The sequence below is a fragment of the Furfurilactobacillus milii genome, assembly GCF_009864005.1.
GTDB lineage: Bacteria > Bacillota > Bacilli > Lactobacillales > Lactobacillaceae > Furfurilactobacillus > Furfurilactobacillus rossiae_B.
In genome coordinates this window covers 99,282-114,956 of the sequence record NZ_WEZQ01000017.1, presented here as the reverse complement: position 1 = coordinate 114,956, position 15,675 = coordinate 99,282, and the positions used below count along the sequence as shown (strand labels likewise).

General features: G+C 41.7%; 17 protein-coding genes and 1 other annotated feature. Of the genes, 13 read left to right on the top strand and 4 right to left on the bottom strand.

Features of this window, described 5'->3' with window-relative positions; genetic code table 11:
• Window positions 1-9 precede the first annotated feature (9 nt).
• The 6 genes from GB993_RS09250 to GB993_RS09225 all read left to right on the top strand — a co-directional run bounded on the left by GB993_RS09250 (window position 10) and on the right by GB993_RS09225 (window position 5,237).
• The gene (locus GB993_RS09250; protein ID WP_161004063.1) at window positions 10-687 is read left to right on the top strand and encodes an HXXEE domain-containing protein; all 678 of its coding nucleotides are present in this window, start codon (window positions 10-12) and stop codon (window positions 685-687) included.
• A gap of 462 nt (window positions 688-1,149) precedes the next feature.
• Window positions 1,150-2,637 (top strand): BglG family transcription antiterminator, encoded by a 1,488-nt coding sequence (locus GB993_RS09245; protein WP_161004062.1) that lies wholly within the window; start codon window positions 1,150-1,152, stop codon window positions 2,635-2,637.
• Window positions 2,637-3,065 carry a PTS sugar transporter subunit IIA gene (locus GB993_RS09240; RefSeq protein WP_161004061.1) on the top strand — a complete coding sequence of 143 codons (429 nt, stop codon included), beginning with the start codon at window positions 2,637-2,639 and terminating at the stop codon, window positions 3,063-3,065. Before GB993_RS09245 ends, GB993_RS09240 begins: the two co-directional genes overlap by 1 nt.
• A gap of 24 nt (window positions 3,066-3,089) precedes the next feature.
• A complete protein-coding gene (locus tag GB993_RS09235; protein WP_161004060.1) occupies window positions 3,090-3,542 on the top strand; it encodes a PTS sugar transporter subunit IIA in 453 nt (150 codons plus the stop codon).
• Between the two features lie 17 nt (window positions 3,543-3,559).
• Window positions 3,560-4,903: a PTS galactitol transporter subunit IIC gene (locus GB993_RS09230; RefSeq protein ID WP_161004059.1), complete on the top strand. Its 1,344-nt coding sequence runs from the start codon at window positions 3,560-3,562 to the stop codon at window positions 4,901-4,903.
• 46 nt (window positions 4,904-4,949) lie between these two features.
• Window positions 4,950-5,237, top strand: coding sequence for a PTS sugar transporter subunit IIB (locus GB993_RS09225; protein WP_017263080.1), 288 nt, complete (start codon window positions 4,950-4,952; stop codon window positions 5,235-5,237).
• A 115-nt stretch (window positions 5,238-5,352) separates the two neighbouring features.
• Here GB993_RS09225 and GB993_RS09220 read toward each other — a convergent pair whose 3' ends face one another.
• Window positions 5,353-6,090 carry a sulfite exporter TauE/SafE family protein gene (locus GB993_RS09220; RefSeq protein ID WP_161004058.1) on the bottom strand — a complete coding sequence of 246 codons (738 nt, stop codon included), beginning with the start codon at window positions 6,088-6,090 and terminating at the stop codon, window positions 5,353-5,355.
• Between the two features lie 115 nt (window positions 6,091-6,205).
• Here GB993_RS09220 and GB993_RS09215 point away from each other — a divergent pair, with 115 nt between their 5' ends.
• The 5 genes from GB993_RS09215 to GB993_RS09195 all read left to right on the top strand — a co-directional run bounded on the left by GB993_RS09215 (window position 6,206) and on the right by GB993_RS09195 (window position 10,133).
• Entirely contained in the window at window positions 6,206-6,769 is a 564-nt protein-coding gene (locus GB993_RS09215; protein ID WP_161004057.1) for a TetR/AcrR family transcriptional regulator, read from the top strand.
• Between the two features lie 546 nt (window positions 6,770-7,315).
• On the top strand, window positions 7,316-8,203 hold the full coding sequence (locus GB993_RS09210) for an ABC transporter ATP-binding protein (protein ID WP_161004056.1): 888 nt from the start codon (window positions 7,316-7,318) through the stop codon (window positions 8,201-8,203).
• The gene (locus GB993_RS09205; RefSeq protein WP_161004055.1) at window positions 8,193-8,951 is read left to right on the top strand and encodes a DUF2705 family protein; all 759 of its coding nucleotides are present in this window, start codon (window positions 8,193-8,195) and stop codon (window positions 8,949-8,951) included. Before GB993_RS09210 ends, GB993_RS09205 begins: the two co-directional genes overlap by 11 nt.
• 25 nt (window positions 8,952-8,976) lie before the next feature.
• A complete protein-coding gene (locus tag GB993_RS09200) occupies window positions 8,977-9,741 on the top strand; it encodes a DUF2705 family protein (RefSeq protein ID WP_161004054.1) in 765 nt (254 codons plus the stop codon).
• A gap of 20 nt (window positions 9,742-9,761) precedes the next feature.
• Window positions 9,762-10,133: a helix-turn-helix domain-containing protein gene (locus GB993_RS09195; protein ID WP_161004053.1), complete on the top strand. Its 372-nt coding sequence runs from the start codon at window positions 9,762-9,764 to the stop codon at window positions 10,131-10,133.
• Between the two features lie 71 nt (window positions 10,134-10,204).
• Here the strand turns inward: GB993_RS09195 and GB993_RS09190 are convergent, their stop codons facing one another.
• The gene (locus GB993_RS09190; protein WP_161004052.1) at window positions 10,205-10,606 is read right to left on the bottom strand and encodes a tautomerase family protein; all 402 of its coding nucleotides are present in this window, start codon (window positions 10,604-10,606) and stop codon (window positions 10,205-10,207) included.
• Between the two features lie 120 nt (window positions 10,607-10,726).
• On the opposite strand from GB993_RS09190, the gene GB993_RS09185 reads away from it, so the two are divergent.
• Both GB993_RS09185 and GB993_RS09180 read left to right on the top strand, forming a co-directional pair.
• The gene (locus GB993_RS09185) at window positions 10,727-11,479 is read left to right on the top strand and encodes a LysR family transcriptional regulator (RefSeq protein WP_161004051.1); all 753 of its coding nucleotides are present in this window, start codon (window positions 10,727-10,729) and stop codon (window positions 11,477-11,479) included.
• 118 nt (window positions 11,480-11,597) lie between these two features.
• Complete coding sequence (locus GB993_RS09180) at window positions 11,598-12,248, top strand: endonuclease III domain-containing protein (RefSeq protein WP_161004050.1); 651 nt, start codon at window positions 11,598-11,600, stop codon at window positions 12,246-12,248.
• 172 nt (window positions 12,249-12,420) lie between these two features.
• Here GB993_RS09180 and GB993_RS09175 read toward each other — a convergent pair whose 3' ends face one another.
• Both GB993_RS09175 and GB993_RS09170 read right to left on the bottom strand, forming a co-directional pair.
• Entirely contained in the window at window positions 12,421-14,067 is a 1,647-nt protein-coding gene (locus tag GB993_RS09175; RefSeq protein WP_161004049.1) for a peptide ABC transporter substrate-binding protein, read from the bottom strand.
• Window positions 14,068-14,145: 78 nt separating this feature from the next.
• Window positions 14,146-14,397 (bottom strand) — a binding site (T-box leader).
• A 156-nt stretch (window positions 14,398-14,553) separates the two neighbouring features.
• On the bottom strand, window positions 14,554-15,399 hold the full coding sequence (locus GB993_RS09170; RefSeq protein ID WP_161004048.1) for an MBL fold metallo-hydrolase: 846 nt from the start codon (window positions 15,397-15,399) through the stop codon (window positions 14,554-14,556).
• Window positions 15,400-15,675: the final 276 nt, after the last annotated feature.

Genomic DNA, 15,675 nt, shown 5'->3' with positions numbered 1-15,675 from the left:
GGAGCAAACATGAGAAAATTAGTTCGCCATTGGTATGAGATGGAAGTCTATGTTGCTGGTTTTTACGTTCTATTACTGGCAATGGGACAATGGGATTTGCTACAAAAAATATTGTTGCTTGGATTAGTTTTCATTCATCTACATTTTTTCGAAGAATTTGGGTTCCCCGGTGGTTTTGCATGGGGCGGCATTAAGGTTGAAATGAAACAAGTGAATGAAGATGTGCGTTTATGGCCGTTAAATCAACTTAGCGCATTGTGGGGGAATGAGTGGTTTGCGGGAATCGTTTATTTGCTACCGCTATTTTTCCCACAGGTACACTGGCTAGTTTTAGCTGCTATCATTTTTGCCTATTTGGAATTCTTAATGCACGTCGTGATATTTAATCTCGGATTGCATAGTTGGTACAATCCCGGCAGTTTAACTGCAGTGTTAGGACTAACACTTACTTCTACCTGGGGATTGTGGCAGTTGCGCACACAGAATTTATTCAACTGGGTAGATTTGGTGATTGCTCTGGTGTGGATTTTTGGCAACTATTGGATTGCCTTTCGTTCGCCATTATTTAATCATTTTAATAACAAGAAAGAATTTACGTTTTCGCGACAAGACGTTTTAAAAGCTGATAAGTATATGCAGAAGTTTGGCACGACAGCAGATGATTTTAAACATCTAAACCGTGATTAAAACATTTTAAATTCAAGTAGGTCTATTTAGAGCAAGACAGGTATGACACAGATGGATCTAAAGAACACGCTCATTTTTGAGGGAGTTCCTTTTTAGCGACATGATAGCAATCAATAACCAATTAACAAGAGGTGGAGTTAACAGGCTTACCATCTTTTAATGTGTATATTAAGGTTCTCAACCAACTAGTACAGGTTGAGAACTTTTTTTTAGTTGTACGGTTTATCCTATATATTGTTGATCGATAGGCAGAATAATTGCTGGAAGCCTGATGGGTCAGGCAAAATAAAGGTCCGTAATACCGCATGGAGCACATTTTTATGACAAATTTGCCACGAATCGTTTTGACAAGTTTAAGAACGATTAGATGGAATTTCGCTCAAAATGTCCCTTGCAAAGGACATTATCTTGTGAAAGCGGATACTTTTTCTAGCCTATTATATTAAAAGGGGTGGGGCGTTTATGCAATTAAATGATCAGCAACAAGCTTTGATTGATATTTTGATGCGACAAAACGATTACATCACTGCCCACAAACTTTCTGAGATCACCAACACATCTACTAAAACGATTTATCGAAATGTTCGTAGCATTAATGATAGTTCAGAGTCTGGTGATGTCATTGAGGCAGCTCGTGGAAGGGGGTATCGCCTAAATTACGATCGGTATATTTATGAACGGAATACCAGCGTGGATAACACCTTGGACTATTCACCAATTGAACGACGCAATCGGATTTTACTGGAGTTATTGTTCAACGCACCGTTTGATTTAAACGTTGACCGCTTGTATGAACATTATTACGTGAGTGAAACGGTGATTGAAAACGATATTTCTTTGATGAATAAGCTAGCGTTGTCGTTTGGACTGGTACTAAAGCATCGCTATCGTCGTTTATCTATAACTGGTCCCGAACCAAACATTCGTCAGGCGATTCGAAATACGATCAATAAGGGTGACCTCATGGATAAAGAAAGCATCGATGATTTTATCGACGATTTTCATGAGCTGTCATCGTTTGATGAACGGTTTTTAATCGCTCAGCTTGAATACTTGGAGCGTTCATTGAAGCTAACGATTCCTTACCCGTATAACATAAATATTTTTTCGCATCTCTATATTTTGATGAGTCGTTTTCGTGAGGGCAAGGTCGTTGATGATCCAGAACAGAATCGGTTGACTGCTGACCAAAAAGCGTTGACGGAGCGCAATCCCAAGTTTGCAGAAGTGGCTCGAGAAATTATCGGAAAAATTGGTCGCTACCTTAACACGACATTGCCAGCCATCGAAGATTTTTACCTGCTCCAGTACATGGTCTCAATGCGGTACGACCGTGAATTGCCGAGCACGAATCATGAAGATCAGTTGGTTGATCAACTTGTCGTGTTCTATGTCGACGGCTTTGATTTTAATGGCCGTGCCGTGGATCGAACTGCGCTAGTGGCGGATCTCCGTAATCATATCAAGCCAATGGTCAATCGATTGAAAAATGGCATTTCGGTGGCCAATCATTTATTGAAGGAGATTGGATCCGAATACCCTGATGAACTTGCCCAAGTTAAGCAACTGTCCAGTGAGGCGCAAACGAAATTTGCCTTGCCAGCCGCGATTAGCGCTGACGAAAGTGGTTTTATTACCTTGTACTTTGCGAAGTATCTAGAGCAGGCTAAGCCGGCCAAACGGATTCTCATCATGTGTGCCAGCGGTGTTGGGACATCGCAACTGATCCGGGTGAAAGTTCAGAAGGCGTTTCCGGACCTGGACGTGGTAGCCGTCGTTTCAAAAGACGGGTATCTAAAGCATGCCGCTGACTACGGGCACATTGACCTTATTATCACGACGGTCAACGTAACACCGGCCGACGGGACCAGTGTAGTGATGGTTAGCGCGATGTTTACCAAGGCTGATCGGGACCAAGTCGCTAATTGGATTGAACGGAGGGACAGTTGATGATTGATTCGCAAGAGCTATTTTTCATGTCACTGTCACCTTCAGACAGTTCTTTAGAGGTGTTTCAAACCATGGCACAACGCTTGAGTCAATTGAACCGCATCAACAATGTTGCTGCGTTTAATGATTTGATAGTCAAACGTGAGCAGCAGGGGATGACCATGATTGCGCCCCAAATCTTAATGCCACACGCTGTGGGGTCTGTTGTCCTTAAGAATACAGTTTTGGTTGGCTTATTTCCCACAGCCCAGCATTGGAACCAGGGACTAAGCGTTCGATTGATTGTGATGCTGGCAACGCCCAATGCCTCCGCAGCACAAACGGATCCGCAATTGATGGCTTTGCTAACGAAGCTAGCTGATGAGCAGGTCACAGAAAAATTAGTGGCACAAAAAAAGGTGTCACAAGTCCAATTATTATTGCAGTAAAAGAAGTGAAAGGGGTAGTCACACGTGTATTTTGAAAAAGATGTGATTTTATTCGACCAGTCAATGACCGATCAAACCACAGCCTTAACGACGTTAGCCGATGCATTACAAAAAGCTGGCGTTGTTAAACCAAGTTTTAAAGAAGGCATTTTAAGTCGTGAAAAGCAATTTCCAACGGGATTGCTTGCACCATCAATGGGAGTGGCCATTCCACATACGGACGCGGTTCACGTGATTAAACCACAAATTGGCTTCCTTCAATTAAGGGAACCAGTTCATTTCAATCAAATGGGCGACAACGCAGATGTATCAGCTAAATTGATTTTTATGTTGGCACTAAATGATCCTGATTTGCAGTTAGCGATGCTGCAGCGGTTAATGGGGTTATTCCAGAACGACGACCTAATGAAGCAGTTGACGACTATCAGTACCACTGCTGACTTCAAAGACATTATGAAGCAAGCAGAGATTGATTAATTATTGGAGGAATTGTAATGGCAGCGTTACAGTGGTTTGTTAATTTAGGAGCGAGCGTTATGCTCCCAGTTTTATTATTTATTTTTGCACTTATTTTACGCATCAAACCCGGTAAGGCATTTAAAGCTGGGTTAACGGTCGGGGTTGGGTTCGTTGGTTTAAACTTAGTCATCAGTCTGTTGACTAAAAACCTGAGACCGGCCGCTCAAGCGATGGTTAAAAATTTCGGTCTGCATCTGACGTCGATTGATATTGGTTGGCCAGCGGCCTCTGCCATTGCCTACGGAACTGTTTTAGGTAGTTTGGCGATTCCTGTAGGGGTTATTGCAAACGTCATCTTGTTATTAGTCGGTTTGACGAAAACATTGGACGTCGATGTTTGGAACTATTGGCACATTGCCTTTACGGGTTCACTTGTCTATGTTGTGACACATGATTTTGCCCTCGGGTTATTTACCATGATTGTCCACGTTATGTTGATCTACCTGTTGGCGGATTTGGCTGCACCGACTGTTCAGAAGTATTACGGGTTGGAAGGGATTTCGTTCCCTCAAGGTGCTTCGGCACCTGGCTTCCTGATGGCTTTGCCATTAAACTGGTTGTTTGACCGCATTCCTGGAATCAACAAGGTTAAGATCACGCCAGAAACAGTCCAAAAACGGATGGGTGTCTTTGGTGATTCAACCGTCATTGGTTTGGTAATTGGCTTAGTCATCGGTGCTCTAGCACATTACTCAGTTGCTAAAACCCTCCAACTTGGTGTTAACACCGCTGCCGTCTTGTTATTGATGCCACGGATGGTGTCCTTATTGATGGAAGGCTTGACACCAATTTCAGAAGGGGCCAATGCCTTTGTTCAGAAACGGTTCCCTGGTCGTGACTTATACATTGGGATGGATAGTGCTTTGGCCGTTGGACAGCAAGCTGTTTTATCTTCAGCTTTGATCTTGGTGCCACTAACACTGTTGATTGCCGTTATTTTACCTAGTAACACTGTGTTGCCATTCGGTGATTTGGCAACCATTCCATTCATGATTGCCGTTATGGCCGCTGTTTTCCGTGGTGATATTTTACGGACTATCCTGGGTGGTATCGTCGATATCGTGGTTAGTTTGTACATTGCATCATGGGTTGCACCATTGGTTACCGCTGCCGCAAAGGGTGCTCACTTCAGCCTGCAAGGTAACTCTTCCATTTCTGTATTAAGTGATGGTGGGACTTGGACCACATTGTTAGTTGTTAGTTTAGGCAAACTGATTAGCTGGGGTGGTATTGGTTTAATTGGTATTGTGGTATTAGGTTTGATGATTTGGCAAAACAAATTCCGTAAAACTGCAACAACGGCTTCAGACAAAAAGTAACGTTTGAACTAGTTGTTCAGGAAACTCGACATTGGAGGTCGAAAATATGAAAACATTGATGGTAGTTTGTGGTTCTGGCGTGGCAACATCCACGGTCGTTACAGGGAAAATCAAGAATTGGTTAGCTGACGAAGGATTTGATGGTCAAGTCAAGATGTTGCAAAGTAAAATTTCTGACGAAGTTAACCACATCGATGATTACGATGCTGTTGTTAGTACGACGTTAGTACCAGACAACGTTAAGGATAAGGTTATTAATGGGGTTCCATTATTAACCGGTATGAATACGCAAGCTGTCTATGATCAAATTACTGAGAAACTCGAATTAAAATAATTGTCATGTCAAAACGCCCATCCAGAATTTTTTCTAGATGGGCGTTTTTGGCTGCTATTTGTAGTCTATGAGCCTCAAATTTTTACCGCAGTGAATGGGCCTAGTATTGAAAATGTTAAATAAACATTTTTACGCCAAAATAAATAATGAGCAGTCCCAAGAATGGAGTCAGAACACGATTTACTTGACGCAAATCAAGGTGTTGAATAGTCACTGGTGTAATCACCGCACCAACGATAGCACCTAACATCAGTAACCAACCTGCTTGCCAAGCAAACGTACTGGTGAACAAGTGACCGACTAGGCTAATTGAAGACATGGTCATAAGCACATATGTGGCGGTACCTGCGGATTCAACAGCAGTTAACCCTAATAATGTGAGACCTGCGGCTGTTGTTGCACCGCCGCTTAAACCGCCGATGCCGACCATTAGACCACTTAGCAGACCAAAGAATCGCGCCAACCACACCTGGGTTGACGCTGAATGAGTATTGTGCGATTGGTGAATTGATTTAAACAAAACCATGGTGCCCATGACAATGAAAATGACACCGACAATCCAGTTGTACAGTGTTTTGGGGATGAATTGTGCGCTGTATGTACCGATTAAAATGCCAGGGATAGCAGCTACAATCATTTGGTTGCCAACATGAAAATTAACGTTTTTAACACGTAATTGTGTCAGAAAACCGAAGAATAAGGCCGGTAATGCTACGAGTAATGACGTTGGTACTGCAACCGCAGATGACAAGCCTAATTGGCTGGTCAATACTCCGAGATATAAAGCAGCACCGCCACCACCAATCAAGCTAACAAAAATCCCAATTACTAAACCATAGGCAAAAATGAGCATCAGATAAACCTTCTTTACGTTAAGAGTCTGCATTGATAATAAGCGGAGCATGCTCCGTTTGTCAACAATACTCTTTTAGCGTATGGTACTAATTGTAATAATGGAGGGCTAATTGATGCGAAAAGATGCGCAAATTAATCAGCAAAAAATCTTAAATGCCGCTGCCAAGTTATTTAAAGAAAGAGCGGTTTCGACAGTCAGTATGAAGGACATCGCGCAAGTCGCTGGCATTGGAACAGGTACGCTATACCGTAACTTTCCAAATAAAAGTGAACTTTGCATGGCACTGTCGCTTGACTACATTCAGCAGTTTATTACAGGTGAAGAGGCTCAGTTACATAATTCTACGTCATCGGTAACTAAACAGTTCGAGGATTTTTTGACTCGATGGCTTGAGTTTCGTGAGCGACGAATACAGTTGTTGACTGAAATTGAAACGGGGCCATCTGTCATGAGCACGTTTTATCACAGCCAGTTATATAAACAGTTAGTTAATTTGACCATGCAGGCACTAAAACCAATCAGCGATAACATTAGCGAGAGCGAATTGAAATTTCGAGCCGACATGCTTATTTCAATGCTGAAAAGTGACAGCTTTGCTTACCAACGTGAGCAGGGACTGACTCGTGAACAAATCACGAGTAACATTAGTCACTTGATGATAAAAAGGTGTGACTAGTTCGAGTCGAAAAAATGTGAGTGTGTTCAAACCGGACGAAATGTATCGACCCATCACATGATGATTGAGTTTGGTCGCAAATAGTCAACGAAACTCAGGCAACACGAATAAGACGTTCATGGGTGATTTTTCCCATGAACGTCTTATTCGTGTTAGATGATCAAAAGTCAGTGTTATGTCTCACATTTCAGGCAATTTTTCATCCGTATGACCTTTTGCGGTTAAAGAAAAATTGTTTGTTGCCACTTCACTAGGATTAGAGTTGGATCATTATGTTCCAGCATCTACACGAAAATAGCCCTCAATTGGGGGCTATTTTTGTTACCACTTGTAGACGAATCGATTAGAACGGTGGTTATTGTCATTTTCCACTGTGCAACCTACATGAATGCTGTTACGTCGACGTTTCTTATTAGTTTGCGTCACCACCAGTTGCGCGAATGTGGCTTTCAATTTGCGGAAAAGCAGCGTTTGTTTGCTTGTCTGCGAGCGGATTTATAGCAAATAGTGGAGATAGTCAAAAAGCAATTTGGAGGGTGAATTATTATGCTCAAAGTTCAAAACGTAACGACCTATATTGGTCAAATTAAAATCGTCAAACGCGCGTCCTTTGACATCAATGCGGGAAATATTGTTGGGCTGATTGGACCCAATGGTGCCGGAAAGACGACCATTATGAAAACTATTCTTGGACTGACTAAATTTGAAGGCAGTATTCAAATCAATCGCCAACCTGTTACGGAAAATCAACACGAGGCATTGAATAGCGTTGGTGCGTTGATTGAGCACCCAGCAATCTATCCGTTTTTATCAGGTCGGCAAAATCTAGCGCTTTATTCTCATGATCCTCAAGACCTGGCGCGACTCATCGAAAAATTGGGGATGACGGATTACATCCAGCAAAAAGCAAAAGGCTATTCACTGGGAATGAAGCAGAAGTTAGGCATTGCCATCGCGTTGTTGAACCATCCTCAGCTAGTTATTCTAGATGAACCAATGAACGGGTTGGATGTTGAAGCAACGATTGGTGTCCGCAAACTTATCAAGCAATATGCCGATCAAGGAACTGCCTTCCTAATTTCAAGCCACATTCTGAGTGAACTGCAAAAGGTTATGACTCATGTGGTGCTCATTAATCATGGCCAAATTATTGTGAATCAGTCGTTTGAGAAATTTGAACAACTTCATCATCAAGATTACAAACTTTTAACAGAAAATGACGTGCTAACTGCACAGGTATTGAAACAGCGAGCAATTCATTACATACCAGAGGGCAATACTTTTAGAGTTAAACGAGACAACATTTTTGATATTCAGGATGCCCTGTATCAGAAACAGATTCACCTCAAAGAACTGGCGCCAATCGAAACTAATTTTGAACAAATTGTGGTCACGATTCTTGAACAGCAGCGGAGGGCCGATCATGAAGCGTAGTCTACTTGAAGAAACCTTTAAATTTATTCACCAAAGAACGTTTGTTGGCGGTATCATTCTGTTAATTATTTTGATGTTGTACAACGCGTTAACAGTACCGGTAAATACAACTACTTTAGTCTTTGAGTTCGGCGCCGTTCAGTGGATTCCAGTGATTATTATTGGCGTAGCGTCAACCTTTTTAGCGATGGAATATCAGTATCACACCATTCTTGTGGTGTTATATAAGAATTCTCACAAGTGGCAAACGTACTTGGCAAAACTAGTAGTTGTTTGGCTATACAGTCTTTTATTAACGGTGGTTGCCGTTGTTTTAACGTTCGTTTTGAAATTCTTGATGGTTGGGCGGCAGTATGGGTGGTTCACGTATTCCACTGGACAGCCCACGCGTATCAACTTGTTGCTTGGTAATGTTATCGGAACGTTAGTTTATAGTCTTTTTATTGTGACGTTGGCTTTTCTCCTGATTACACTCTTAAAAATGAACACTGCCGTTATCGGTATTGGATTAGCACTGGGTTTTCTCGGTGCGTCCATTTCGGTGGCCCTCATGGATTCGTTTACTTCTTTGACAACAGTTGTGCGCTGGAATCCATTAAACATGATTTTTGTAACACAGCAATTGGCTAATTCACCGTATGCCAACATGTCTCACTTGAATAACTTAGAAATCATCGTAGGTAATCTGATTTACGCTACTGGTTTTGGACTTATTGGCTATCAATTGTTCAAACGACGACACGTTTGATCGCGCGTAGGGAAGGGGCAATAAAATGCGTTTTAGTTTATACCAAGAGTTTTATAAATTAATTCATCAAAAGATGGTTTGGATTTCACCATTAGTCTTGCTTGGACTGATGGTGACAACGGGATTCACGATTGGCTATAATGAAAGTAAGCTACTTATGACAACTTGTTACGATGCGCCAGATTGGATTATCTTGATTCTGGCCGTTGTTGGGGCGACATTTTTCTCCATGGAGTTTCAGAATAACGCCATTTTAACGTTGATTTATAAATCGGCTAATAAGCGGACTGTGTATTTCTCGAAGTATATTGTGATTTTAAGCTACAACATTTTGCTGCACGTTATTGCAATGGCTTTTACAACTATTCTATGGATGACACCGCTCAGTCGCCCAGTTTCGTGGTCAACAGTTTATCTGTATCACCAACCACTGTGGGAGAACATGTTGAAGACGTCTGCAATAGATGTGCTGACAACAACGTTCATTATTAGCTTGATCTTTTTGTTGTCTTGCTTGATTAACAACAATGCCGTCGTGATTAGTGTGAGTCTGCTGATGATTTTTGTTGGCCAGTTTATTTCCGCTAGCTTACTCAATGGCAATAAGGCAGTACATATTTTACGGTGGAATCCGTTTAACTTAACGAATTTAACACGGCAATACTACAATTACGCGACTTATGTTGATACGAGTCATCTCTCAAATGTGCAGCTACTTTGTAGCACCGCTAGCTACATTGTGATTTTCGTAACGGCTGGTTATTTGATTTTTAGAAAGAAACGCTTTTAATTGATGGAGGATTTTCAACGATGAACAAATTTCCGGCGCAACTGAAAAAGATGCGTAAAGAAACAAACACCACTCAAGACGATTTGGCGAGCAAACTGTTTGTAACTCGTCAGGCAATTTCCAAGTGGGAGTCAGGGGATGCCACGCCTGATTTAGCAAACTTAATTAAGCTCACTGATATTTTCAACGTTAGTTTGGATACACTGGTTTTTGGCACTGAAGAACATGATACTAAAGTCGATCCTACCCAATTCACATATGACCCAAGAAAAAATCGTTATGTGCGTCGGTTTGGCAAGATGAACTTTTGGGATTTTATGTCAGGGTATTGGTGGGTTATTTTAGTAATTATTTTTCTATTGGGTTGGTTTCCTACTTTATGGGGCCACTAATATTTGGTAGCAGTGAATATATATTTTGAACGCATAAAGAGTTATGTCCCAAACGCTATTATCGTAGGATGCTAATTCGCGTCGCCGGTAATATAGCGGAATTCCTGAGTCTTTCCGCCATAGCCCCAACTATCGGAAGCAACATCTTGTAGAACAACATAACTTGTAGAGGCAATGTTTGGAAATAGTTGGCTCATTTGCTCAAACGTTGCTTTAACAAAGGCTGCTTTATCGTCGCGAGAATTCGTGGATTCGGTGATTTTAATTTCCACAAAGAAACTTGTTTCATTTGTTTCAGCAACGGATTTAGCACCGATAAACCACTCGTTTGGATCAGTAAAATGAACATCTACGGCCGCAACAGGGCCTGCTTTTCCTAGCTTGTCGACAGCAAGTTGGGTGAGCATTGCAGCAACTTTTTGTGCAGTGACTGTGGTTTTAGGACTAGCAATTCGAACTCTTAAATATGGCATGTGACAATCTCCCTTGTGTGTACTGAATAACTTATGTTTCCAATTATAGTAACGGCGTTTGCTGGTGCATATTACGAGATTGTGATACGGTTATCACAATTTATGATAAGGCGGCAAGTTATGCAATTGCAGGATTTGGAAATATACGTTCAACTCTACGAACAACATTCAATCAATCGGGTTGCAAAACTAATGGGGTTTGCGCAATCAAACATCACGGCCAGGTTGCATGCGATAGAAACGGAGTTTGATGTCGAATTATTTACGCGTAGCTATCAAGGCATTACACCAACGAAAAATGGCAAACAATTTTATCAATATGCACAGTCTGTTTTGAATGCTACGCGAAAAATTAGGGCACAAATGAGGCCAAGCACTGTTTCCAAACGACGTATCGTGATGTCACAGCTGCTGTTTAATTTGCTGGTTGTTAAACAAAAACAGTATTCCTTAGCTCAAAACACGTTTGACTTACTGAGCTCTACGGAAATTTTAGCGCTGTCAGATAATGAAGTAGACATAGTAGTTACATACGCTAACTTCAACAACTCCGATTATCAGGAGATTGCCACCGACTATCTGCCAGCATCATTCGTTGTTGCATCCGGTCTGGAGGAGGATGGTCAGCTACCGTACCTCGTTAATAGTGATCGTCACTGTCCATTTCGCGCACGAACGCTACGGCGATTAAATCATGATATGACGAATATTCAGGAAATTGATTCTTGGGATAGCATTATTAAGCTAGTCAAAAATGGGTTAGGCATCGCTTTACTGCCAGATTATTTAACTGCCAGTGATGAGTTCAAACGGATTGACTCTAAGCATCGTTTTAAAGTGCCATATGCGACATTTACAAAAGTATCGCAGTAAACAGTTTTGATGACCCGGTGACGCACATTGTCTTTAGTGGTCTGATGGGATAGATTTGAAGATAGTTAGTTACGTCAGAATTAATCACGACTTAGGCTAGAAAAGAGGACACGCATCGATGTTAAAAGATGACCAAATTGTTTGGGCGATTCATCAAATGGAAGCTGAGATTGGGCCGGTTGGACCATCACTGATTACGAGAACGCCATTTCAGTATCTGATTTCAGTTATCCTCAGTGCGCAGGCCACTGACGTATCTGTGAACCAAGTTACGCCAACATTATTTGACAGATATCCTGATCCTGAGGCATTGATGCACGCCAATGTTGAAGACGTAGAAACAATCATTAGGCGAGTTGGCCTGTTTCATAACAAGGCGAAGAATATCATTAAGACTGCTGGCATTGTGCACGAGGAGTTAAATGACATAATTCCAAACGATCGAAAGGGCATCATGGCGTTGCCGGGAGCGGGTCGGAAAACCGCCAATTTGGTGTTAAGCGATGTGTTTGGGGAACCAACATTCGCAGTGGACACGCATGTTTCGGCGATTTCAAAACGACTTCACTTTGTTAAACAATCAGCATCACCTCTGCAGGTGGAACAAAAGATTGTGAGTGTTGTTAAGCCGGAGGAACTGTATCAGGCGCATCACACAATGATCGAGTTTGGCCGGAAGTACTCGATGAAATTGACACCGGACAAAGAGGTTTGCCAATTAATTATCGACTGTGACAAGCTGAATGAAGAAAATGAAGGTGCTATTTGAGAGGTTACCTTTGGAAACGTAATGATTGGGTGATAAATGACCGTGAACAAACAGAAAACTACTTTAAAGCAAACGCCGAATCCTATTCGATGAGGCGTTTTTTGTTTCGCATTAAAAAAATCCTTAATCAAAAATCGATTAAGGATCGTTTTTAATGCAACGCGGCTAAAATTTATTTAGCAATATACGTATCTTTCCAGTCGTAAGGTACACCAGATGGATTGTAATTGACGGCTTTAACTTTGGTATTGAGCAGTTGTGCCTGAACCTTTTGGAAAAGCGGGGCGGTACCTTGTTGCGTCATGAGCAGCTTTTCGGCTTTGACTAAGTTATTCCAACGGTCTTCTGGCTTGTTTGCCAAGCTGTTTTCAGAAGCGCTGAGCAATGTGTCGTATTGCTTGTTGTTCCAACCGCTGAAATTGTAAGGACTGGTGCTTTCCCAAATGTCCAAAAAGTTAATTGGGTCCGCAAAGACTGACTGCCAACCACCAATGATAAGTTGGAAATTGCCAGACTTTTCACGCGCAAGTTGAGCAGTTTTAGGCAAATTAACGACTGAAACTTTGACGTTTGGCAACTTTTCAAGCTGTGATTGGATGAATTCACCGACATTTTTACCAGCGTCATCATCAGTGGTAAGCACTTCTGTCTTAATCGACTTGGTGCCGGTCTGCTTGTAGCCTTGTTTCAGTAACTTTTTGGCTTCACTCAAATTGTAGGTGACGCCGGATTTAACGTATGCTGACTTGGCAAAATCCTTGCCGCTCTTTGGATTGGTTCCAATGCCAGTTGGCGCAAAGCCTTGTGGGACAACAGATCCGTCTGATAGGACATTATTGACAAGGTCTTTACGGTTCAAAGCTAGTGAGAAAGCTTTACGGACGTTAACATTCTGGAAGGCCTTAACCTTCTTCTGATTGAAGTCGAGTCGGTAACCATTCGAGGATTTACGAGATACAAAATCTTTGTGCCCCTTAAAGTTGGCCACTTGTTCGCCGCTAAGAACTGTTTCGTCAATCTTATGAGATTGATATTCGTTTAAACCAGTTGAGGGATCTTTAACAACTTGTTCGTTGATTTTGTTAAGGTGAACGTGTTTGTTATCCCAGTACTTGCCGTTTTTAGCCAACGTCCATTTGCTGTTCGTGCCAGTCCACCCAGTGAGTTTGAATGCGCCGCTATAAACATTGTTTTTCGCACTGGTGCCAAACTTACTACCTTCTTGCGTGGCGACTTTTTTATTTACGGGGAAGAACAACGGCCATGCTAATAGCTTCTGAAAATAAGAAACTGGTTTGGTGAGGTGAATGGTGAGCTGATATTTACCATTGGCTTTGATGCCGAGAGCGGATAAAGGTTTTTGACCCTTATTGACTGCTTCTGCGTTTTCAACCTGGTACATATAGAAGGCATCTTGAGAAGCTGTTTTAGGATCTAGCGTGCGTTGCCATGAATACACAAAATCTTGAGCCATTAGTGGATCACCATTACTCCACTTAGCGTTGTGTCGCAGTTTAACGGTATAGGTTTTGCCGTCCTTGCTGATTTTTGTGTTGGTGGCGAGATCATTGACAATTTTGTGGCCGGAATCTTTCAAACGGTAGAGGCCAGACTGCGTATTCAGCAGAACATTGAAGCTTTCGGTATCCGTGGCCTTCGCTAAGTCGTTTGTCGCCAGTTCTTGGCTTTCTGTCCAGTTCAACGTTTGATTTTTGGCGTACTTACTTGATGCATTAGCGTTTGTGACAGTGCTATTGGCTAAAAAGAGTGCCGATAACAGTGTGACCGTGCCCAATGTGATCGCGCGTTTAAATTTCATAAGTTATTACCCCCGAGAAGTTTTGTTGATGTTTATAAAACAGAAAAAAATCCGTCCTCTATTAACAAATTATTGTTAATAAAGGACGGATTTCCGTGTTACCACCTTATTTTGAAGCAACCTCGCGATTGTTTCCTCGCCAAGTGCCAGGTTCGAGCACAAACCTGATACTCTGGCGCTGTAATGGGCGCACCCAGCACCGTCTAACCACATTCGGATCGACAGTGTCGCTTGAAGATCATCTTCGGGTTATTCATCAACAGTGCTTTCACCAACATGCACCTCTCTGTGGATGACGTTTAACCGTACTCTTCTTGTCATTGCGTTTCTGCTTTTAAACTGATGACTTAAATTTACAACTTTTAAAATGAGTGTCAAGTGTGAATTATCATTCATTTTTCATTTATCGAAAAAACAGCCAGTATTACTTACATAGGGACCCTCAACATAAACAGTTGAGAATCCCTTTGTAAAACATAGTTTCAATTAACGAATGACAGAATGTGATGCACTCCATAAGGAGCCTGGGTTAACGTACTTTGGATAAACAGCAAGCATTTTATTGTATAAGTCTTCTGCAGAACTGGCATCTTCAGCAAACTTATTAAAGTTTGTAATGTACTCAATCGTTTGATCTAAAATCCTAGGATCGTCGGGATTTTCTGGAACCTTGTGACCAGCTACGACATACTTAGGATGAAGTGTCTTCAAATGCTCATTGACCTTGATCCAATTCTTGCGAGCTGCAAGCGTTGTTTCGGGCATGTAAGCATGAATGCCATTGTAGGTGGCATCACCAGCGACAACTAATCTCAAGTCTGGTACCCACAAACTGGTGGAATCGTGCGTGTCAGTAAAACCATCTTGGATGATATCAATGTCGTGATTTTCTAATTCAAAGTGATCACTAACTGGTTGAACATCCTCTGGGCTGGTGATAGGATCTGGCAAACTACCAGGGAATAGCTTCTCCCAAACAGTCGCAATGTTTGCAGGCGTCATTACTGCAGGCAAACCATCGATGGTCGCCTGGGTCGCAATAATTGTCGCTTCAGGAAAGGCTTTTTGAATCATCCCAGCGCCAAAGAAGTGATCGGCATGTGCATGGGTGAGGTAAATATATTTAAGGTTAACGTTATGGCCACGAATCCAATCGATGAGTTCGTTATTGGCAGCCTTAGTCATATAAGTGTCAACTAAAACGGCATCTTTTTGGCCATAAACAAGAGTGGATGTATTTGCGACCCACTGAAGGTCTTTAGTATCCTCTGGAACACCACGGGTAACACTGTTGCGCTTGTTGTTGTAAACATCATAATTTAAAGTTGTCATTATATTTCTCCCCAATTATTTGAATTAAAAATTATATTCAATTGTTTACTCATCGTTAATTAAAATGCCTTACGATGAACAAGTGGTGCGAAGTGCATGTACTGTAGAAAAAGACATCCGGATTGTCTGTTTAACAGCTTGCTGAAACACTTTCTGGCTAAGTAATGGTTATATCGGTCAGCTCCTTTTCTAACATCGGCAATGCTACTCTCCATGAAATGATTAAGTCAAAGAATAAGTATGGTAAATTAACAATTTCTTTTTGGAAAGGTTTTC